Annotated in this window: 19 protein-coding genes; 7 read left to right on the top strand and 12 right to left on the bottom strand. The window is 71.6% G+C overall.

Annotation, left to right across the window (positions count from 1 at the left end):
• Positions 1–111 precede the first annotated feature (111 nt).
• On the top strand, positions 112–480 hold the full coding sequence (locus tag ABZS61_RS31795; protein ID WP_356428984.1) for a nuclear transport factor 2 family protein: 369 nt from the start codon (positions 112–114) through the stop codon (positions 478–480).
• Between the two features lie 12 nt (positions 481–492).
• Here the strand turns inward: ABZS61_RS31795 and mnhG are convergent, their stop codons facing one another.
• From mnhG to ABZS61_RS31760, 7 genes are read right to left on the bottom strand one after another with little or no spacing between them, the layout of a single operon-like run.
• On the bottom strand, positions 493–876 hold the full coding sequence (gene mnhG, locus ABZS61_RS31790; RefSeq protein ID WP_356428981.1) for a monovalent cation/H(+) antiporter subunit G: 384 nt from the start codon (positions 874–876) through the stop codon (positions 493–495).
• On the bottom strand, positions 873–1,196 hold the full coding sequence (locus ABZS61_RS31785; protein ID WP_356428978.1) for an MrpF/PhaF family protein: 324 nt from the start codon (positions 1,194–1,196) through the stop codon (positions 873–875). The genes mnhG and ABZS61_RS31785 overlap by 4 nt, the downstream gene beginning before the upstream one ends.
• On the bottom strand, positions 1,193–1,825 hold the full coding sequence (locus ABZS61_RS31780) for a Na+/H+ antiporter subunit E (protein ID WP_356428975.1): 633 nt from the start codon (positions 1,823–1,825) through the stop codon (positions 1,193–1,195). The genes ABZS61_RS31785 and ABZS61_RS31780 overlap by 4 nt, the downstream gene beginning before the upstream one ends.
• Entirely contained in the window at positions 1,822–3,477 is a 1,656-nt protein-coding gene (locus ABZS61_RS31775; protein ID WP_356428972.1) for a Na+/H+ antiporter subunit D, read from the bottom strand. The genes ABZS61_RS31780 and ABZS61_RS31775 overlap by 4 nt, the downstream gene beginning before the upstream one ends.
• Positions 3,474–4,196 carry a Na(+)/H(+) antiporter subunit C gene (locus ABZS61_RS31770; RefSeq protein ID WP_356428969.1) on the bottom strand — a complete coding sequence of 241 codons (723 nt, stop codon included), beginning with the start codon at positions 4,194–4,196 and terminating at the stop codon, positions 3,474–3,476. The genes ABZS61_RS31775 and ABZS61_RS31770 overlap by 4 nt, the downstream gene beginning before the upstream one ends.
• Positions 4,193–7,093: a Na+/H+ antiporter subunit A gene (locus ABZS61_RS31765; RefSeq protein ID WP_356428966.1), complete on the bottom strand. Its 2,901-nt coding sequence runs from the start codon at positions 7,091–7,093 to the stop codon at positions 4,193–4,195. The genes ABZS61_RS31770 and ABZS61_RS31765 overlap by 4 nt, the downstream gene beginning before the upstream one ends.
• A gap of 54 nt (positions 7,094–7,147) precedes the next feature.
• A complete protein-coding gene (locus ABZS61_RS31760; protein WP_356428963.1) occupies positions 7,148–7,627 on the bottom strand; it encodes a (4Fe-4S)-binding protein in 480 nt (159 codons plus the stop codon).
• A gap of 203 nt (positions 7,628–7,830) precedes the next feature.
• On the opposite strand from ABZS61_RS31760, the gene ABZS61_RS31755 reads away from it, so the two are divergent.
• Positions 7,831–8,964, top strand: a complete 1,134-nt coding sequence (locus ABZS61_RS31755; RefSeq protein WP_356428960.1) for an FAD-dependent monooxygenase — start codon at positions 7,831–7,833, stop codon at positions 8,962–8,964.
• 72 nt (positions 8,965–9,036) lie between these two features.
• On the opposite strand, the gene ABZS61_RS31750 is transcribed toward ABZS61_RS31755, so the two are convergent.
• Complete coding sequence (locus ABZS61_RS31750) at positions 9,037–9,438, bottom strand: RidA family protein (protein ID WP_351167580.1); 402 nt, start codon at positions 9,436–9,438, stop codon at positions 9,037–9,039.
• Complete coding sequence (locus tag ABZS61_RS31745) at positions 9,435–10,562, bottom strand: acyl-CoA dehydrogenase family protein (RefSeq protein ID WP_356428956.1); 1,128 nt, start codon at positions 10,560–10,562, stop codon at positions 9,435–9,437. Before ABZS61_RS31745 ends, ABZS61_RS31750 begins: the two co-directional genes overlap by 4 nt.
• A gap of 102 nt (positions 10,563–10,664) precedes the next feature.
• Here ABZS61_RS31745 and ABZS61_RS31740 point away from each other — a divergent pair, with 102 nt between their 5' ends.
• From ABZS61_RS31740 to ABZS61_RS31725, 4 genes are read left to right on the top strand one after another with little or no spacing between them, the layout of a single operon-like run.
• Complete coding sequence (locus tag ABZS61_RS31740; RefSeq protein ID WP_356428953.1) at positions 10,665–12,302, top strand: AMP-binding protein; 1,638 nt, start codon at positions 10,665–10,667, stop codon at positions 12,300–12,302.
• A 4-nt stretch (positions 12,303–12,306) separates the two neighbouring features.
• Positions 12,307–13,137 carry a PaaX family transcriptional regulator C-terminal domain-containing protein gene (locus ABZS61_RS31735; RefSeq protein ID WP_356428950.1) on the top strand — a complete coding sequence of 277 codons (831 nt, stop codon included), beginning with the start codon at positions 12,307–12,309 and terminating at the stop codon, positions 13,135–13,137.
• Between the two features lie 42 nt (positions 13,138–13,179).
• Positions 13,180–14,001: a GNAT family N-acetyltransferase gene (locus ABZS61_RS31730; protein ID WP_356428947.1), complete on the top strand. Its 822-nt coding sequence runs from the start codon at positions 13,180–13,182 to the stop codon at positions 13,999–14,001.
• A 44-nt stretch (positions 14,002–14,045) separates the two neighbouring features.
• Entirely contained in the window at positions 14,046–14,462 is a 417-nt protein-coding gene (locus ABZS61_RS31725) for a hypothetical protein (protein ID WP_356429065.1), read from the top strand.
• Here ABZS61_RS31725 and ABZS61_RS31720 read toward each other — a convergent pair.
• Positions 14,449–16,749, bottom strand: a complete 2,301-nt coding sequence (locus ABZS61_RS31720) for a bifunctional salicylyl-CoA 5-hydroxylase/oxidoreductase (protein ID WP_356428944.1) — start codon at positions 16,747–16,749, stop codon at positions 14,449–14,451. The genes ABZS61_RS31725 and ABZS61_RS31720 overlap by 14 nt on opposite strands.
• A gap of 4 nt (positions 16,750–16,753) precedes the next feature.
• The gene (locus ABZS61_RS31715; RefSeq protein WP_356428941.1) at positions 16,754–17,581 is read right to left on the bottom strand and encodes an enoyl-CoA hydratase family protein; all 828 of its coding nucleotides are present in this window, start codon (positions 17,579–17,581) and stop codon (positions 16,754–16,756) included.
• Between the two features lie 366 nt (positions 17,582–17,947).
• Between ABZS61_RS31715 and ABZS61_RS31710 the strand changes: the two genes are divergently transcribed.
• Positions 17,948–18,394 carry an ATP-binding protein gene (locus ABZS61_RS31710; RefSeq protein ID WP_356428938.1) on the top strand — a complete coding sequence of 149 codons (447 nt, stop codon included), beginning with the start codon at positions 17,948–17,950 and terminating at the stop codon, positions 18,392–18,394.
• Here the strand turns inward: ABZS61_RS31710 and ABZS61_RS31705 are convergent.
• Positions 18,354–19,823, bottom strand: a complete 1,470-nt coding sequence (locus ABZS61_RS31705) for an amino acid permease (protein WP_356428935.1) — start codon at positions 19,821–19,823, stop codon at positions 18,354–18,356. The genes ABZS61_RS31710 and ABZS61_RS31705 overlap by 41 nt on opposite strands.
• Positions 19,824–20,013: the final 190 nt, after the last annotated feature.

Here is a 20,013-nt window from a genome sequence, read left to right as displayed (position 1 = left end):
CGGTGGCATGACCTGCCAGGTAATCGACGCCCCCGGCCTCCCCGGGACAAGCTGTTGCTGCCGCTCCGGACCACGGAACGGCAGCCTCAGCACCCTGGGAAGGGACTCACAGTGACCGTTCACGAGGACGCCGTCCAGCGCTACTTCGCCGCCTGGAACGCCGGCAGCACCGAGGAGATCGAGAAGGCGGTGGCCGCCGCGTTCACCGAGGACGCCACCTACACCGACCCGATGGCCGACGTGCGCGGCCACGACGGACTGACCGCGGCGATCAGCGGGGCGCAGGCACAGTTCCCCGGCTTCGACTTCGTACCCACCGGGACGCCGGACGGGCACCACGGCCTGGTTCGCTTCACCTGGGACCTCGTCTCCCGGGCCGACGGCTCGGCGCCCGCCGCCGGATCCGATGTGATCACCCTGGCGGAGGACGGCAGGATCAGCTCGGTCAGCGGCTTCCTGGACCGGCTGCCGGGGGCGTGAGGGGGTGGGGAGTCATTCCCTTCCCGGCCCCGGTCCCGGGCCCGGATCCCGCTCGGTGAGCTGCTCGTCCAGCTCGTCGAAGAGCAGCTCACCGTGCTCGATCTGACCGGTCCGGTACGCGCTACGGGCCACCAGATGGGCCGCCACCGGGCCGGTCATCAGCTGGAAGAAGGCGATGAGGGCGAGCGTCGCCAGGTCCATGCCGCTGCGCAGCCGCAAAGCGACGCCGGCCAGCACCAGCAGCAGGCCGAGGGCCTGCGGCTTGGTCGCGGCGTGGCTGCGCGACAGCACGTCGGGCAGCCTCAGCATGCCGATCACACCGAGCAGGCAGATCGCCGCGCCGATGAACACCAGGACGGCACCGGCCGTGTCGGTGATCTGCAGCCAGACGCTCATTCCCGCTCCTCCTTGCCTTCGGACGTCCGGCGTGACAGCGGGCGGTCGCGTACGGCGATGAAGCGGGCGATGCCCACGGATCCGGTGAAGCCCAGGAACGCCAGCACCAGCATGATCGGGAAGTAGAACGGGTCCCGGGCGAGCGCCGACTTGGCACCGAGGCCCGCGATGATCAGGGCGGCACAGACGTCGAGGGCGATCGCCCGGTCGAGCATGGACGGGCCGCGCCGGATCCGTACGAGCAGCAGCGCCCCCGCGAGGACGAGGACCACCACGGCGGCGGTCAGCAGCACACGGTCGACGGTCTCGACTGCACTCATGCCCCCTCCCTCCCGTCGCCGGACTGTGTGGTCGAGGGAGGCGGCTGGGCGACCCTCGCGATCTCGTCGCGGGTGCCGAAGGCCCGTACCGTCAGCTCCTCCAGCCGCCACACGGAGCGCTTGGCCGCGTCCAGCGCCGCAGGCAGGTCGGCGTCGAGCACATGCAGGAAGACCGTGGCGGTGTCCCTGCGCACCTCGACGATCGATCCGCCCGGAACGTTGGACACGGCGACTGCGGTGGCGGCGAGCATCAGGTCGCTGCGGCAACGCAGTGGTACGGCGATGACCGCGGGCCGGTGCGGACGGCCGGCGAAGATCTGCCGGGTCACTTTCACGCCCGAGGTGTACATGTCGTAGAGCAGGTAGCCGGCGAGCAGAAGGATGCCCCAGGGGTGCAACCGCAGACCCAGATCGACCCTCGGCAGCGGGAAGGCCAGGCAGACGACCACCGCGACGACCAGTCCGGTGACCACGTTGGCCCAGGTCAGGGTGGACCACAGCAGCACCCAGATGAGGGTCAGCCAGGCGATCAGCGGCAGGTCGAGGACACGTCGGCGGCGGCCTGCGAACTCGCAGCTGAAAGGTGGCAGTTCGGGGTTCCGGTAGGACAGGGTGATCAGGCGTTTCATCGGCCGAGCACCTCCTCGGTGTAGGGGGTCCGTTCGACGAGTTCGTCGGCCGCGCGGTCGGTGAAGGCAGTGAGCGGACCTGCCAGCACGGTGAAGGCGAGACCGAGTGCGACCGCCGCCGCGGTGGCGGCGGGCATCGCTGCCGGCGGGCGGGTCGTCGTGATGACGGCCCGCCCCTGCAGACTGGCGGCGACGGCCTGACCCGCCGGCATCGGAGTGCCTCCGACCGGCTCGTCGCCGGTGCCGGGGATCCGGTCGGGACCGGGGTCGACATCGTCGTCGTCGGTGTCGTCGGCGGACTCGAGAACGGTGCCATAGGCGGTCTGACCGGGCGGTTCGGCACGCCAGAAGGCAAGGTTCCAGACCTTGGCCATCACATACAGCGTGAGCAGACTGGTCACCGTCGAACCGGCGACCAGGATCCAGGCCCAGACACCGCCTTCGGCGACACCGGCTCGCATCAGTCCGAGTTTGCCGATGAAGCCGGACAGCGGGGGGATCCCGGCGAGGTTCATGGCCGGCACGAAGAAGAGGACCGCGAGTGCCGGCGCCGCCTTGGCCAGTCCGCCGAGCCGGGTGAGTTCGTTGGTGCCGCCCCGGCGTTCGATGAGCCCCGCGACGAGGAAGAGCGTGGTCTGGACGGTGATGTGGTGGACGACGTAGAAGATCGCCCCGCCGTAGGCGTCGCGGGTGGCGAGGCCGATCCCGAAGACCATGTAGCCGATGTGGCTGATGAGGGTGAAGGAGAGCAGCCGCTTCAGGTCGGTCTGGGCGACCGCCCCGAGGATGCCCACGGCCATGGAGGCGAGCGCGGCGGCCATCAGGAGGTCGCCGAGCCGGTTTCCGGGGAAGAGCAGAGTCTCCGTGCGCAGCATGCAGTAGATGCCGACCTTGGTCAGCAGGCCGGCGAAGACAGCGGTGACGGGCGCGGGCGCGGTCGGGTAGGAGTCGGGGAGCCAGGCGGCGAGGGGGAACACCGCGGCCTTGATGGCGAAGACGGTGAGCAGCATCGCCTGGAGCAGCGTCTGTACGCCGAGCGGCAGGTCGGGCAACCGGAGCGACAGCTGGGCGAAGTTGGCGGTGCCGGCCGCCGCGTACGCCATGGCGATCGCGGTCAGGAACAGCATCGAGGAGAACAGCGAGATGATCACGTAGGTGGAACCCGCCCTGATCCGCGGCCCGGTGCCGCCGAGGGTGAGCAGCACGAAGCTGGCGACCAGCATGATCTCGAAGCCGACGTAGAGATTGACGAGGTCACCCGCCAGGAAGGTGCAGGACACCCCTGCCACGAGGATGAGGTAGGCCGGGTGGAAGACGGCGACCGGGGTCTCCTTGTCCCGGTCGGCCATGCCCTGGCCGAGCGAGTAGACCAGGACGGCCAGGGTGACGGCCGAGGAGACGGTCAGCATCAGCCCGGACAGCCGGTCGGCGACCAGGGTGACGCCGAGCGGCGGAGCGAAGTCTCCGAGGTGGACGGAGAGGGGCCCCTCGCGGTCGGCCGCGATCATCAGGGCGATGGAGAGGCCGAGGACGGCGGTGAGCACGGCCACGCTGATGAAGCGCTGGAAGTGGGCGAGCCGGGTGCCGAAGGCGAGGCTCAGTCCGGTGGCGCAGAGCGGCAGCAGCACGGGCAGCGGGACGAGGGCGTTCATCCGGCGGCTCCTCGGTCGGCTCCGGCGGCTCCTCGGTCGGAGCCGGCGGCGTCGGGACCGGGACCGCCGGAATCGGGACGGGTCGGCCCCGGACCACCGGAATCGGGCCCGCCGGAATCGGGGTCGGGGGAATCGGGGTCGGGGGAATCGGGGTCGGTGCTCACGTAGTCCTCCGGATCGGCTCCCAGCACGTCGTGCCACAGATCGCCGGTGGCGCCCCGGCCCCGGGCCTGCAGCGCGCGGTCGGCGCGCAGCCGGGCGCGCAGCCGGTGGCGCTCCTTGCGGTAGCGGGCGCGTTCATCCGGCGTACGGCCGGCCTCCGCCCGGTACTCCTCGCGCAACTCGGCCCACTCCCCCAGCACTTCGGCACGCAGCACGATGCGCCGGTCCTCCAGGTCGTCGTGGACCTCGTCCGTGCCGGTGAGCTGGTGGCTGCGGTAGGCCATGGCCAGCAGGAACGCCGTCGTGGCGAGCGTGATGACGATGGCGGTGAGTGCGATGGCCTGGGGCAGCGGGTCGGTGACCTGTCGCAGCGGCACTCCGTAGAGCAGCGGGGCCTCGCCCGCCGAACCGGTCGCGGAGAGGACCAGGAGGTTGATGCCGTTGCCCGCGATGACCGCGCCGAGCAGGATGCGGGTGAGGGGCCGGGTGAGCATGAGGATGCCGCCGACCGCACAGAGCACCACGGCGGTGGCGAGGAGCGAGACGCTGACTGTCATCCCCGGCCCTCCGTCCCGGTGCCCGGTACGGGGGCGAGTGCGCCCGCCGCCCGTTCGATCTGCCGGTCGACCTTCGCGCCCAGCGCCCGCACGATGTCCAGGACCACGCCCAGGACCAGGAGATAGACCCCGAAGTCGAAGACGACGGGTGTGCCCAGGTGGTAGCTGCCGATCACGGGCAGATGTCCGTGGTACGTCCAGGCGTGCAGCACGGTGCCCTCCGCGAGGCCGAAGAGTCCGACCCCGGTGGAGAGGAACAGGCCCAGGCCGGTGAAGAGGCCGGGCTGCAGCGGTGCGGCCTCGGCGAGTTCGAACCTGCCGCCGGCCAGGTAGCGGGTGATGAAGGCCAGTCCGGCGACGAGTCCGGCGACGAATCCGCCGCCCGGCATGTTCTCCGCACAGAACAGCAGGTACAGCGAGAGCACCAGGATCGGGTGGAAGAGCAACCGCGCCACCACCTCGAAGACGACGGACCGGTGTTCCGGCGCCAGCGTCGAACCGGCGGCCAGCCAGCTGCGTTCGGGTGCGGTGTCGTCGCCCTGCGGCATCCCGGTCAGCCGTGACGCGTTCAGCGACCAGGCCGTCCGGCCCCGCAGTTCCTGTCTGGTGGGGGGTGCTTCGCTGCGGCGGTGCAGATAGATGAGGCTGGTCACCCCGATCGCGGCCGCTGCCAGTACGGCGGACTCCCCCATCGTGTCCCAGGCCCGCAGATCGACCAGGATGGTGGCCACGACGTCCTTGAGGCCGTGGTGGGCGACCTCCTCGACCATCGCGGCGCCCGCCGGCTCGGCGACGCGTGCGGCGGCGGACACCCACACGACCACGCCGAGAGTCGCCGCCGCGCCGAGTGCCACGGGAATGCGCACGGCCCGCCGCCAGGTGCTGACGGACTCCTGGAAGTGCACCGGCATCCGGCGCAGCACCAGCACGAACACGATCATCGACACGGTCTCGACGCAGAACTGGGTGAGCGCCAGATCGGGGGCGCCCTGGACGACGAAGAGCAGAGCGGCTCCGTACCCGGTCAGCCCTGCCAGCACCACGGCCTTCATCCGGCGGCTGACGGTCAGGCAGAACAGGGCGGCCGCGCAGGTCAGCACGGCCAGGGCGCCCTGGAGCGGCGCGTCCCACAGTCTGGGGGCGACGGCTCCCTGCCAGGGGCGGTCGGTGAACAGGACCGCGAGCTGCCCGGCCAGCATGACCAGCAGGGTGGTGGCCAGGTAGACGGAGAGCGAGCCCCGTTGGACGAAGCCCGTGACCTGCAGGGCGAGACGTTCCAGCCCGAGCAGCAGATGGCCGAAGACGCTGTCGGCGGTCGGCCAGGCGATCCGCCGGGAGATCCGGGTGACGGCGGTGCGCCCCGCGAAGAGCACGGCACCGCCCGCCCAGGTGAGGGCGGACAGGTACAGGACCGTCCCGAAGCCGTGCCAGAGCGCGAGGTGGTAGGGGTGGGCGGGGACCGGGAAGGCGTCGGCGTACGCACCGAAGAGCCGGTCCGTCCACCCGACGCCGGGGCCGAGTACCAGACCGGCCGCGGCGAGCAGCGCGGGCGGGGCCAGGAAGGCGGCGCCGACGCGGCGCACGGGGGTGTCGGCGACGCCGGGCTTGCGCCAGAACGCGCCCCACACGAAGCGGAGGGTGTACGCGACCGTCAGCACCGACCCGACGACGGTGGCGGCCAGTACCCAGCGGTCCGAGGCGTCCCCGTGCAGCAGTGCGTAGAAGGCGGCCTCCTTGGCGGCGAAGCCGAGGAACGGCGGCAGGGCTGCCATGGAGGCGGCGGCCAGCACGGCGACCGTACTGACGTACGGCAGCGAGCGGCCGACCCCGGAAAGTCTGCGCAGGTCACGGGTGCCCGCCGCGCGGTCGACGACGCCGATGACGAGGAACAGCGCGGCCTTGAACAGGGCGTGGCCCAGGATCATCGCGACAGCGGCGAGCGCGGCGTCCCAGTTGCCGGCCCCGGCGAGGACTGTCAGGAAACCGAGCTGGCTGACGGTGCCGTAGGCAAGGACGAGCTTCAGGTCGTGGAGGCGCAGTGCGCGCCAGCCGCCGAGCAGCATGGTCGCGGCGCCGAGTACGAGGACGACGGGCCGCCAGACGGGGACGTCGGCGAAGGCGGGGGCGAGCCTCGCCACGAGGTAGACGCCGGCCTTGACCATGGCCGCCGCGTGCAGGTAGGCGCTGACGGGGGTGGGGGCGGCCATGGCGTTCGGCAGCCACAGGCTGAAGGGCCAGATCGCGGACTTCGACAGGGCACCGCACAGGACCAGGACGACGGCCACCGATACGGCGAGGGTCGTCTCAGGTGGATCGGCGACGATCGCGGAGATCCGGTACGTACCGGCCGCCTGACCGAGGATCAGGAAGCCGACCAGCATGGCGAGGCCGCCGAGGGTGGTGACGACGAGTGCCTGGAGTGCCGAGCGGCGGTTCTGTTTGCGCTCGCTGCTGTGGCCGATCAGCAGGTAGGAGAAGACCGTGGTCAGCTCCCAGAACACGTAGAGGGTGATCAGGTCGTCGGCGAGGACGAGGGCGAGCATCGCGCCGGCGAAGGCCAGCAGGTTCCCCGCGAAGGCGGCCAGTTGCGGGGTGTCGTCGGTGAAGTAGGAGGCGCAGTACAGCAGGACGAGCGTGCCGACTCCGGCGGCGAGCAGCACCATGAGCTCGGCGAGTGCGTCCAGGCGCAGATCGAACGAGACGCCGTAGGCGGGAATCCACTCCCAGGACCGGTTGACCGTCCGCCCGGCCGCCGCGGTGTCCCACTCGGTGGCCGCCCAGACCGTGGCGGCAGCGGGGGGCAGTGCGAGTACCACGAACGCACGCCTGCCGAGCCGGCGCACCAGCGGGCCCGCGCAGGCAGCCAGGACGAAGTGGCAGACGATGAGCGCGATCACGGGCTGGGGTCCGGAGCAAAGGGCACCGAATACAGATATATCCCCCGGCCGCATTCACCCGTCCGGCGCGCCGCACGGGCCCGGTCCCGCTCCCGGCCGCGCTCGGACGTGGTCGGCACACGCTCCACTGTGGTCACAGAACGGCGTGTTCCCGGTTCGCCCGCAGCCACACAGCATGACCCGGGTCTCCTGCCGAGGGCCCTCCGGCGTGGCCACCTCCAGGTCGCCCCGCACATGGAAGACCCCGTCGCCGTGCAGGGAGACATGCGTCGGCACGTCCGGAACCTCGTCCGGCAGCCCGTCGGTGCGGTGGTACTGCAGGGCTCCGCTCGGGCAGCACCGGATGACATCCGCGACCTCGTCGGCGGAAGCGCCTTCAAGCATGATCCAGGGCCTGCGCCCGACCTGGAAGACGTCGGGCAGCCCGCGCACGCATTCGGCGGCGTGCAGGCAGCGGTGCGCGTCGTAGCTCACGGTGATGCCTTCACCGTCGTACGACCTGGCCGCAGGGTGCGGAGGCGGTTCGCTGGTCACCGCTGGCCTCCCGTCGCGGGCGTCGGGCTGTATACGGGATACCGACGTTTCCAGCGTCGCTCCGGCGTGGGCGCTCCGCTACCCGGGCGGTGCGGGCATCCCGAGACTTCGACGGACACGGGGAGATCGTGCGGGCGCCCACCGACGCACGTGCGAGCCTGAGGCCCCTTGTCCTCATTCTTCTCGCTCTGGAGAGATCTGCGATGCCAACACCCCTGCGCATACTGATACATGGCGGCGGAATCGGCGGGCTGACGCTCGCCGTCGCGCTCGCCCGGCGCGGTCACACGGTCGAGGTCGCCGAGCTCCGCGACGAGCTGGACGCACTGGGCGTCGGCATCATCCAGCCGTCCAACGCCCTCCACGTCATGCGTGAGATCGGTGTGCTCGACGCCTGCATCGCGGCCGGCTTCGAGTGGGACGTGCTGACCATCTGCGATCCGGCCGGAGCCACGCTCGCCAAGATCCCGCAGCCCAGGATGGGCGACGTCCCCTCCGGCAACGGCATCCCGCGCCCCGCCCTGGCCGGGGTGCTCGGTGGCGCCGCCGCGGCCGCCGGGGCCGTGATCCGCTTCGGTACGACGATCGACGAGCTGGCCGACGACGGTTCCGGCGTCGATGTGACCCTGTCCGACGGCTCGACGGGCCGCTGGGACCTGGTCGTCGGCTTCGACGGCATCGGCTCCCCGCTGCGGACCCGGCTGTACGGCGACCGCTTCTCGCCCGAGTACACCGGCTTCGCCAACTGGCGGGTCACCGTGCCGCGGCCGCCCGGCGTCCAGGGCGTCGTGATGAGCACGGGCAATCAGGCGGCGAAGGCACTGCTCACCCCGATCACGGACGAACTCATGTACCTGGGGGCGGTGTTCGCCGAGAGGGCGGACTTCCGGCCGGATCCCACGCGCGCCCACGAGCAGCTCGCGGAGCGGCTGGCCGCGTTCTCCGGTCCGGTCGCCGAGGCGCTCACGCACGTCACGGACCCGGATGCCGTCGTGTATGCGCGGATCTCACAGGTCGCGGTGGAGGAGCCCTGGTACGTCGGCCGGGTCGTCATCGCCGGTGACGCAGCGCATGCGAGCACCCCGCATCTCGCGCAGGGTGCGGCCATGGCGGTGGAGGACGCCCTGGTGCTCGCCGAGTCGCTGGACGCCGAGGACGACGTGCCTGCGGCGCTCGCGGCCTGGGAGGCCCGCCGCCGTCCGCGTGCCATGTTCGTGCAGAACCTGTCGCGCGCGATCCTGAAGCAGGAGACGGGCGGCGCGACGACCCCCGAGGAGGACGAGCTCCTCGAGGTCGGCATACCGGGCGCCGCACACGTGCTGGTCGAGCCGTACTGAGCCGATGCGGCCGGGGCAGCCGTTCCTCCGGCCGCCCCGGCCGCGTTCCGGGGCACTGCTGTCCGTGCCCTCTCAGTCCAGCACCGCGATGCCGTCCAGCTCGACCAGTGCCTGTTCGTCCCAGAGCCTGGCCACCCCGATGACAGCCATGGCCGGGTATTCGCGCCCTGCCAGCCTGCGCCAGATCCTGCCCAGTTCGTGGGCGTGGGAGCGGTAGTCGGCGACATCGGTGGCGTACACGGTGACCCGGGCCAGGGCGGCCGGGGAGCCGCCCGCCGCGCGCAGAGCGGTGAGCAGATTGCCGAGCGCCGTCTCGAACTGTTCGGGCAGGGTGGCCCCGAGGACCTTCCCGTCTCCGTCGAGGGCGGTCTGGCCGGCCAGGAAGACCAGCCGGCCGCCGCTGACCGCGACGGCGTGCGAGAAGCCGGTGGCCGGGGCGAGCTCGGTCGGGTTGATCCGGGTGAGCGGGTTCATGCGGGCGTCTCCTGTGTCGCGTACAGCTCCTTGGCGATGATGGTGCGCTGTACTTCGGTGGCACCCTCGTAGATCCGGGGCGCGCGCACCTCCCGGTAGAGGTGTTCGAGCAGATGGCCGCGGCGCAGCGCGCGTGCGCCGTGCAGCTGGACAGCCGCGTCGACGACGAACTGCGCGGTCTCGGTGGCGTACAGCTTCGCCATGGCGGCTCGCCCGGGGACTCCGGGTTCACCCGCGTCGTACGCCGCGGCGGCCGCGTACACGAGGAGCCGGGCGGCCTCGGTGCGGGTGGCCATTTCGGCGACCTGGTGGGAGACGGCCTGGAGGTCCTTGAGCGGTCCGCCGAACGCGGTGCGGTGCGCCGTGTGTTCCAGGGTGGCGTCCAGCGCGGCGCGCGCCATGCCGACGGCGAACGCGCCGACGCTCGGCCTGAAGAGGTTCAGGGTGTTCATGGCGACGCGGAATCCCCGGCCGGGCTCCCCGAGGACGTCGTGGTGCGTGACGGGTACGCCGTCGAAGTCGAGGGTGCCGATGGGGTGCGGGGAGAGCATGTCCAGGGCCGTCCCGGTGAGTCCGGGGCGGTCGGCCGGGACGAGGAACGCGGTGACCCCGCGGGCCCCCTCGCCCTCCGCCGTCCGGGCGAAGACGGTGTAGAAGTCGGCCTCCGGGGCGTTGGAGATCCAGCATTTCTCCCCGGTCAGCCGCCAGCCCTCCGCGCAGCGCCGGGCATCGAGGGCGAGTGCCGCCGCGTCGGATCCCGCGCCCGGCTCGCTGAGCGCGAAGGCGGCCACGGCGCGGCCCGCGCTCACCTCGGGGAGCCAGCGCTCGCGCTGCAGCGGGGTGCCCGCCTGGGCTACGGGATACGTGCCGAGGCCCTGGAGTGCGAGCGCGGTCTCCGCCTCGGTACAGCCGCGGGCCAGGGACTCGCGCAGCAGGCAGAGGTCCAGAGCGCCGGATCCCAGCATCCGGCCGAGGAGCCCCATTTCGCCGAGGGCGGCGACCAACGGGCGGTTGACACGGCCGGGGGTGCCCTTCTCCGCGAGTGGGCGCAGCTGTTCACCCGCGAGGGTGTACAGCTCGTCGCACCATGCGGTTTGACCGGGATCGAGGGAGAATGCCGTCATACCGGCGCCTCTCTTGTCACGACTCTTCGCGGACCTATCGCGGACTGTTGACTGCCGTCACTCAAACGATACGCTCCAAGGGCGACAAGGGGGCGATGCTTCATGAAGCCGTCAGGTACCGCAAGTGCTCACTCCGACACGTTCGCGCGCGACCATCTCCCGCCCGCCGGACAGTGGCCCGAGCTGGTCTTCGACCTCCCCGAACTGCTCTACCCCGACCGGCTGAACTGCGGGTACGAGCTGCTCGACCGGACCGCGGAGCGCTTCGGGAAGGACCGCCCCGCCTTCCGCAGCCCGGACGGCGGCGTCTGGAGCTACGGGGAGCTGCGGGACCGGGTGGACCGGATCGCCCACGTACTGACCGACGACCTGGGCGTCGTCCCCGGCAACCGGGTGCTGCTGCGCGGCCCCACCACCCCGTGGCTCGCCGCCTGCTGGCTCGCCGTGATGAAAGCGGGCGCGGTCGCCGTGACCGTACTGGCCCAGCAACGGCCGACGGAACTCGCCACGATCTGTCTCCTCGCCAGGGTCGGTCATGCCCTGTGCGACGTCAGGTCGGTCGACGACCTGTTGAAGGCGCAGGTACCCGGGCTGCGGGTCACGGCGTTCGGCGGCGAAGCCCTCGACGACCTGACGCAGCTCGCGTCGACCAGGCCGGGGCCCTACCGGGCGGTGGACACGGCCGCCGACGACGTCGCACTCATCGCGTTCACTTCGGGGACCACGGGGCGGCCCAAGGGCTGTATGCACGTCCACCGCGACGTACTGGCCGTCGCGGACACCTTCGCCCACCACATCCTGCGGCCCGGCCCGGACGACGTGTTCACCGGCAGCCCCCCGCTCGGTTTCACCTTCGGGCTCGGCGGGCTGGTGATCTTCCCCCTGCGGGCCGGGGCCTCGTCCCTGCTGCTGGAGCAGGCCGGCCCCAAGCAGCTCCTGCCCGCGCTCGCCGCCCACCGGGTCTCGGTCCTGTTCACGGCGCCGACGGCCTACCGTCTGATGCTCGATGAGCTCGACGGCCATGACCTCTCCGCGCTGCGGCGCTGCGTCTCCGCCGGGGAGAACCTGCCCGCGGCCACCTGGCAGTCCTGGCACGAGCGGACGGGACTGCGCATCATCAACGGCATCGGGGCGACCGAGCTGCTGCACATCTTCATCTCCGCGGCCGACGAGGCGATCCGCCCCGGCACCACGGGCACACCCGTGCCCGGCTGGCAGGCACGGGTGGTCGACGGCGACGGCGTGGAACTGCCCGACGGCGAACCAGGCCTGCTGGCGGTGCGCGGACCGGTCGGCTGCCGCTACCTCGCCGACGAGCGCCAGAACCAGTACGTACGCCACGGCTGGAACATCACCGGCGACACCTACGTACGCGAGCCGGACGGCTACTTCCGCTACGTCGCCCGCGCCGACGACATGATCATCTCCTCCGGCTACAACATCGCCGGCCCCGAGGTCGAGGAAGCCCTCCTGCGCCACCCCGACGTCGTGGAGGCGGCGGTGGTGGGCCGGGCGGACGAGCTGCGCGGTCAGATCGTGGCGGCGTACGTGGTGCTCCGCGAGGGTGCCGAGCAGTCCGCCGACTCCCTGCGCACGCATGTGAAGTCGGAGCTCGCGCCGCACAAATGCCCCCGTGCCATCGAGTTCCTGCCCTCGCTCCCGCGGACCGCGACCGGCAAACTCCAGCGCTTCCTCCTGCGCACCTCCCCGGACCCGCACGACCGAGCCGCTCTAGAGTGATCACGTGGCCGAGCACTCTCCCCGTTCCCTGATCGTCACCCTCTACGGCGCCTACGGTCGCTCCCCGGACAACGCCCCGATGGCGGTGTCCGAGCTGATCCGACTGCTGCACGCGGTCGGCGTCGACGCACCGTCCGTACGCTCCTCCGTCTCCCGGCTCAAGCGCCGCGAGCTGCTCGTCCCCGCCCGGACGGCGGACGGGGCGGCCGGATACGCCCTGTCCGCCGACGCTCGTCAGCTGCTCGACGACGGCGACCGGAGGATCTACAGGCACCCGTCGCCCGGGCTCCGGGAGGGCTGGGTACTCGCCGTCTTCTCCGTACCGGAGGCGGAGCGCCACAAGCGTCACCTGCTGCGCTCCCGCCTCGGCAACCTCGGCTTCGGCGCGGCTGCCCCCGGGGTGTGGATCGCACCCGCCGGACTGTACGAAGAGACGCGGCACACCCTGGAGCGACTGGAACTCGCCCCGTACGTCGAGCTGTTCCGCGGGAAACACCTGGGTTTCGCCGCGACGAAGGAGTCGGTGACCCGCTGGTGGGACCTGGACGGGATCGCACGGCTCCATCTGGACTTCCTGGAGCAGCAGGAGCCCGTGCTGCGGGGCTGGGAGGCGCGGCCCGGCGGGAGTGCGCCGGACCCGGAGGACGCCTACCGGGACTACCTCCTCGCCCTGGATTCCTGGCGGCAGCTGCCGTACGCGGATCCCGGGCTGCCCGAGGAGCTGCTTCCCAAGGACTGGCCCGGCGGCCGTTCGGCGGAGGTGTTCGGGCGCCTGCACGCACAACTGCGGGACGCAGGGGCCGATTTCGTGGACGTGACAGCCGACGCGGGATGAAATCGGTGTGCCCCGGCGACTGCTGACCCGGCAGGATGAGGCATGACCTGGACCCTCACTGATGACGTCGACGTCTTCCTGGACGCGGCAGGCGCGTCGCTGGCCGCCCGGCCGGCGGAGAACACCCTGGTGCTGACCGTCACCGCGACCCTGCGGCACAGCGGTCCGCACGCCTACGGCGAGGGCACCCCGCTGCTGGGGTGGTGGCGCGGGGCGGACGGAGAGGTCGCCGGGACGTTCGTACGGACGCCGCCGTACGTGCCGATCCTGGGCACGGTGGCTCCGGACGCGATCGGTCCGCTGGCCGAGGCGCTCCCGCTGCCCGGCATCAACGCGGACCGCGCCACCGCCGAGGCGCTGGCCTCCCGCTGGCCCGGCCACCGTATCGACGAGGAGCACCGGCTGTACCGTCTGGGCGAGTTGGTTCCGCCCTCCCCCGCGCCCGCCGGAAGCCCGCGTACCGCGACCTGTGCCGACCGCACGCTGCTCATCGACTGGTTCCGGGCCTTCGGCGAGGAGACGGGGCAGTCGGGCGCCCGGGCCGAACGGATCGTGGACGACCGGACTTCGCACGGCGGGCTGACCGTCTGGGAGAACGAGGGTGTCCCGGTGTCGATGGCGGGCGTCTCGCGCATGATCGCCGGCACGGTGCGGGTGGCGACGGTCTACACACCGCCGGAACACCGCGGCCGGGGGTACGCGGCGGCGGTGACGGCGGAGGTGAGCCGGGCGGCACGGGAGGCGGGCGCCGAGGAGGTGCTGCTCTTCACGGACCTCGCGAATCCGACGAGCAACGGGGTGTACCGGCGCATCGGCTACGAGGCCCTCGCCGACCGGCTGCTGGTCACCGCGGAGCCGAAGTGACGAACGACGACCACGAGGCGCCGCCGGAGCTGGAACCGGTCTGGATGATCGCCGCGAATGTGGTGCGCTGGCGGCGGTACGGGGTGGGCGGTCAGGAGTTGCGGCCGGGCACCAAGTCGTACCGGGGCGGCTCGAAGGTGCACGTGATCGGCTCTCGTCCCGGCGAGCACGAGCACCTGACCACCGTCGGGCGCGGGCGGCACACCGGCACCTTCATCACCCTCGACATGGCGACGCGCCACCTGCACACCTTCCGGGCCTCGTTGATCCGCAGTCCGGAGGTACTCCGGCGAGACGCCGGGAGCAGCGTGGGCAGGGTCTGGGGCGGCCGGGCGGAAGCGGAAGAGGTCGCCGCCCGGCTCGAACGGCTGGCGGCCGAAGGACGCCGCACCCGGTGGGAGGGAGAGCCCCACCCCACCCCGTGCCGCTGCCACGAGTGTCTGACGCTCAGCCCAGGGTGAGCCGGGGCTTGGGTGCGTCGGTGCGGCCCGTCGGCGGGATGCGGCTGCCCGCACGGTACGGGAGGGGCCAGGGGGCGCCCGGCCCCTCGTAGCCCTGTTCGGCGGCGGCGTGCAGGGTCCAGTGCGGGTCGTACAGATGCGGGCGGGCCAGGGCGCAGAGGTCGGCGCGGCCCGCGAGGAGCAGCGAATTGACGTCGTCCCAGGAGGAGATGGCGCCCACCGCGATGACAGGAACGTCCAGGGTGTTGCGGATCCGGTCGGCGTAGGGGGTCTGGTAGGAGCGGCCGTACTCGGGGCGTTCGTCCGGGACGACCTGGCCGGTGGAGACGTCGATGGCGTCGGCACCGTGTGCGGCGAAGGCGCGGGCGATCCCGAGGGCGTCCCCGGGGCTCGTACCGCCTTCGGCCCAGTCGGTGGCGGAGATCCGGACGGTCATGGGCCGGTCCTCGGGCCACACCTCGCGCACCGCGTCGAAGACCTCCAGGGGGAAGCGGAGGCGGTTCTCCAGCCGCCCGCCGCAGGCGTCGGTGCGCCGGTTGGTGAGCGGGGAGAGGAATCCGGAGAGCAGATAGCCGTGCGCGCAGTGCAGTTCGAGGAGGTCGAACCCGCAGCGGGCGGCCCGCCGGGCGGCATCGGTGAACTGGGTGCGGACGGTGTCGAGCCCGGCCCGGTCCAGGGCGTGCGGGAGCCGGCTGACGCCCGGCACGTACGGGATCGGGGAGGCGGCGCTCACCGGCCAGTTGCCTTCGTCCAGTGGCTGGTCGATGCCGTCCCACATCAGTTTCGTGGAGCCCTTGCGGCCGGAGTGCCCGAGCTGGACGCCGATCGCGGCGCCTGGGGAGGAGTCGTGGACGAAACGGGTGATCCTGCTCCAGGCGGTGGCCTGTTCGTCGGTCCACAGGCCGGTGCAGCCGGGCGTGATGCGGCCTTCGGGGCTCACGCACACCATCTCGGTCATGGTGAGTCCGGCGCCGCCGAGCGCGCGGGCTCCCAGGTGGACGAGGTGGAAGTCGCCGGGCATCCCGTCCACGGCGGAGTACATGTCCATGGGCGAGACGACGACGCGGTTGCGGAGTTCGAGGCCGCGCAGCCGCAGCGGGGTGAACATCGGCGGGGTTCCCGGCGGACAGCCGAACTCCGCCTCGACGGCTCCGGTGAAGTCGGAGTCGCGCAGCCGCAGATTGCCGTGGGTGACGCGGCGGCTGCGGGTGAGGAGGTTGAAGGCGAACCGGCGGGGCGGCTGGTCCACGTACAGCGGGAGTTCCTCGAACCAGCGCAGGCTCGCCGCCGCGGCGCGCTGGGTGGACAGGACGACCGGACGCCGCTCGGCCTCGTACGCGGCGAGGGCGGTGGGCAGGTCGGGCTGTTCCTCGATGCAGGCGGCCAGCGCGAGGGCGTCCTCGACGGCGAGTTTGGTGCCCGATCCGATGGAGAAGTGGGCGGTGTGGGCGGCGTCGCCGATGAGGACCGTGTTTCCGTGCGCCCAGTGGGAGTTGGTGACGGTGGCGAAGGTGAGCCAGGAGGAGTTGTTGGAGCGCAGCGGCCGGCCGCCGAGGGCCTCGGCGAAGACCTTGGCGCAGCGTTCGGTCGACTCGGTGGCATCACAGGTGTCGAGACCGGCCGCCCGCCAGACCTCCTCGCGCATCTCGACGATGACGGTGGAGGCGTCGGGCGAGAAGGGGTAGGCGTGCAGCTGTATCACGCCGTACTCGGTCTCGGCGATCTCGAAGCGGAAGGCGCCGAACGCGAAGTCGGCGGCGAGCCAGATGTAGCGGTTGCGGTGGGTGGCGGTCCGCGGGCCGAAGTGGGCGGCGTGGGCCTCGCGGGTGGCGCTGTGGACGCCGTCCGCGGCGATCACCAGGTCGTGGTGGGCGGCGAGCTCGGCGGCGGGCGGGGCCTCGGCCCCGAAGCGGAGTCGTACCCCCAGGGATGCGCAGCGCTCGTGCAGGATCTGCAGGAGGCGCCGGCGGCCCAGCGCGGCGAAGCCGTGGCCGTCCGAGGTCTGGGTGGTGCCCCGGTGGACGACGTCGATGGTGTCCCAGCGGACGAACTCGTCCCGCAGCGCCGCGTACACGACGGGGTCGGCGTGCTCGATGCCGCCGAGCGTCTCGTCGGAGAGGACCACGCCGAAACCGAACGTGTCGTCGGGTGCGTTGCGCTCCCAGACGGTGATCTCGCGCCGGGGGTCGAGCCGCTTGAGGAGGGCCGCGGCGTAGAGCCCGCCGGGGCCGCCGCCGATGACCGCGATCCGTCCGGTGCGCGGAGTGTCCGCAGCGGAGGAGGGCATCGCGCTACCGGCCCTGCCACTTCGGCGGCCGCTTCTCGGTGAAGGCGGCGTGGAACTCTGCGTAGTCCGAGCCGTTCATGAGAAGCGCCTGGGTGGCGGCGTCCAGTTCGACGGAGGCCGCGAGCGGCATGTCGAGCTCGGCGGTGAGGAGGGCCTTGGTCTGGGCGAGAGCGAGTGCGGGGCCGTCGGCCAGCCGGCGGGCGAGCTGTGCGGCCCGTGTGTCGGCCCCGCCCTCCTCGGCCATCTCGCTGATCATTCCGATGCGCTCGGCCTCGGGGGCGCGCACGGGTTCGCCGAGCATCAGGAGCCGGGTGGCATGACCGAGGCCGACGACGCGCGGCAAGAGGTAGGCGGCCCCCATGTCGCCGCCGGAGAGACCGACCTTGGTGAAAAGGAAGGCGAAGCGGGCGGAGGGGTCCGCGACCCGGAAGTCGGCGGCGAGCGCGATGACCGCCCCGGCCCCGGCGGCGACCCCGTGCACGGCGGCGATGACCGGGAAGGGGCACTCCCGCAGGGCGCGTACGACCTGTCCGGTCATCCGGTTGAAGTCGAGCAGCTGTGCGGTGTCCATGGCGAGCGTGGCGCCGATGATCTCGTCGACATCTCCGCCGGAGCAGAATCCGCGCCCCTCACCTGCGAGCACGAGCGCGCGCACGGAGCGTTCACGGGAGAGCTCGGCAAGGAGGTCGCGCAGGTCGGCATAGGCGCCGAAGGTGAGCGCGTTGAGCTTCTCGGGCCGGGCGAGGGTGACGGTCGCCACCCCGTCGTGCCTCGTCAGGCGCAGATGTTCCCATCGCTCCGTGCGCGGGACGGAGCCGGTGAACGGGCTCATGGACGGGGTCCCCTTCAGCCGTCGGGCTGCTGTGATCCGCTTCGAAGTTATCACTCATACGTGACTTCCGTCATGAGTACGCAATAACTGATCCATCGCGCCGGTGTGGCGAAGGTCCCTTTTGTGCCGGTCGACCGCCCCTATGTCTGAGGCGGTGCAGTTCGTAAGGTTGGACCCAGGAAGTCCTGGTACAGAACTTTCGGTGCAGAACTTCTGTACAGAGCCTGCGTACAGAACTTCGGTTCAGAACCTTCGGTACCGAAGTCGCGTACAGAACTCTCCGTACAGACGTCCGGTACGACCCTCCGGCACAGCTCGGCAGGGAAGCCCGGTGCAGGATGTCCCGCTCCCGAACGGAAACCCGCCTTGCCGCCCGACGCCCCCGCCCCCGTGCCCACCTCCTGGCGCGTCGCACTGCCGCACTCCACGGCCGCCGTGCCGATCGCCCGCGCCCTCATCCGTACGGCGCTGGCGGACATCGACGCACCGGCGGACAGCGACACGGCCGAGCTCCTCACGGCCGAACTGGTCGCCAACGCCGTCGAGCACACCGACGGCGCGGGGCCCATCGAACTGGTCGTGGAGCTCATGGCGACCGGCTGCCAGGTCGAGGTGCACGACCACGACCCCGGCCCGCCCGGAGACCTGTCACGCCCCGCGCCCGGCAGCGAGCCGGACCCCTGGCAGGAGCACGGCCGCGGACTGGTCCTGATCCGCACCCTCAGCTCCGCCTGCGGTCATCGCGCCACCGAGCACGGCAAGGCCGTCTGGTTCACCCTTCCGTCGGTGCCGCCGCCCGGCCCCCGGGGTTGACCAGCCGGGACCGGCTGCGGCCGTAGCCGGCGTACACGAGCGAACCGACCACCAGGAAGACCACGAACTGCACCCAGGTCGACCAGCCCGTCCCGTACATCAGGTACAGGCAGAAGGCGACGCCCAGGACCGGGCTGAGCGGGTAGAGCGGCACCCGGAAGGAGCGCCTCAGCTCCGGATTGCGGCGGCGCAGCGCGATCACCGCGATGTTCACCACCGCCATGATCGCGAGGGTGCCGATGGTCGTCAGGTTCACCACGACGTCGAGCGACGAGAAGGCCGCCGGGATCGCGAAGAGGAGCGCCACGATCCACGTGTTGGCCACCGGCGTGTGCGTCCGGGGCGAGACCCGCTCGAAGACCCGGGGGATCAGGCCGTCGCGGGACATCGACATCAGGATCCGGGTCTGCCCGTACATCACCGCGAGCACGACGGACGCGATCGCGACGACCGCGCCGAAGGCGATGATCCCGCCGCCGACCGCGGAGTCGGTGACCTGGTCGACGACCAGCGAGAGCGCGGCCGGCTTGTCGGACACCGCGTCCGCGCCCAGCGCGCCGATGGCCCCGAGGGCGACCGCGCAGTAGAGCAGCGTGACGAGGCCGATACAGATCATGATCGCGATCGGGATGTTCCGCCGGGGGTTCTTGACCTCCTCGCCCGCAGTGGTGATGGCGTCGAACCCGATGTACGAGAAGAACGCCAGCGACGCACCGGCGGTGACCCCGGCCACGCCCTCGGGAGCGAACGGGGAGAGGTTTCCGTCCTCGAACGCGGTGAAAGCGATCACGCAGAACGCGATCAGGATGCCGATCTTGAGGACCGCCATCGCAGCCGTGGCCCCCGCGCTCTCCCGGATGCCGCGCACCAGCAGAGTGGCGGCCATCATGATCACGACGACCGCGGGCAGGTTGATCACTCCCCCGTCCGCGGGTCCCGAGGACAGGGCGGCCGGCAGTTCCCAGCCGAAGATGCTGTCCAGCAGCTCGTTGACGTACTGGCTCCAGCCGACCGCGACCGCGGAGACCGAGACGCCGTACTCCAGCAGCAGGCACCAGCCCACGAGGAACGCGACGCGCTCGCCGAGCGTGGCGTAGGCGAACGAGTACGAACTGCCGGAGACCGGGATGGCACCGCCGAGCTCGGCGAAGGAGAAGGCGGTGAAGATGCAGGTGACCGCGGCGAGGACGAAGGAGACCACGACCGCGGGGCCCCCTTCGGCGACGCTGTCGGACAGGCCTACGAAGATCCCCGTGCCGACGATCGCGCCGACTCCGAAGCACACCAGCTGGAACAGCCCCATGGTGCGCCGGAGACCGTGGCCCTCCAGGTCGGCACCGGACTCGGCGACCAGCAGGTCGGGGCTCTTGACGCGCGACCGGCTCACCGGCGGGCTCACCGGTGTCCGGGGGGAGGGGACGGAACTCATGGGGGGACGTTCTCTTCTCTGGTGGAGCGTGGGGGTGGTGGGGCGCCCGCGGAAAGCTGCGGGGAGGACCTGGGGGCCGTGGGCGGGACAGCCGAGGAACCCGTGGGGAGGCCTCGCACCGAGCGCACAGAAATGGGGTTCGAGCGTGCGAGCCCGAACCCCACCAAGTCGCACCATCGTAGGCGCCACC

The sequence above is a fragment of the Streptomyces sp. NPDC005566 genome (genome assembly GCF_040605575.1).
In the GTDB taxonomy this organism is placed as follows: Bacteria; Actinomycetota; Actinomycetes; order Streptomycetales; family Streptomycetaceae; genus Streptomyces.
Note: the sequence above shows the minus strand (reverse complement) of the source record. Positions and strands in the feature narration are given on the sequence as shown.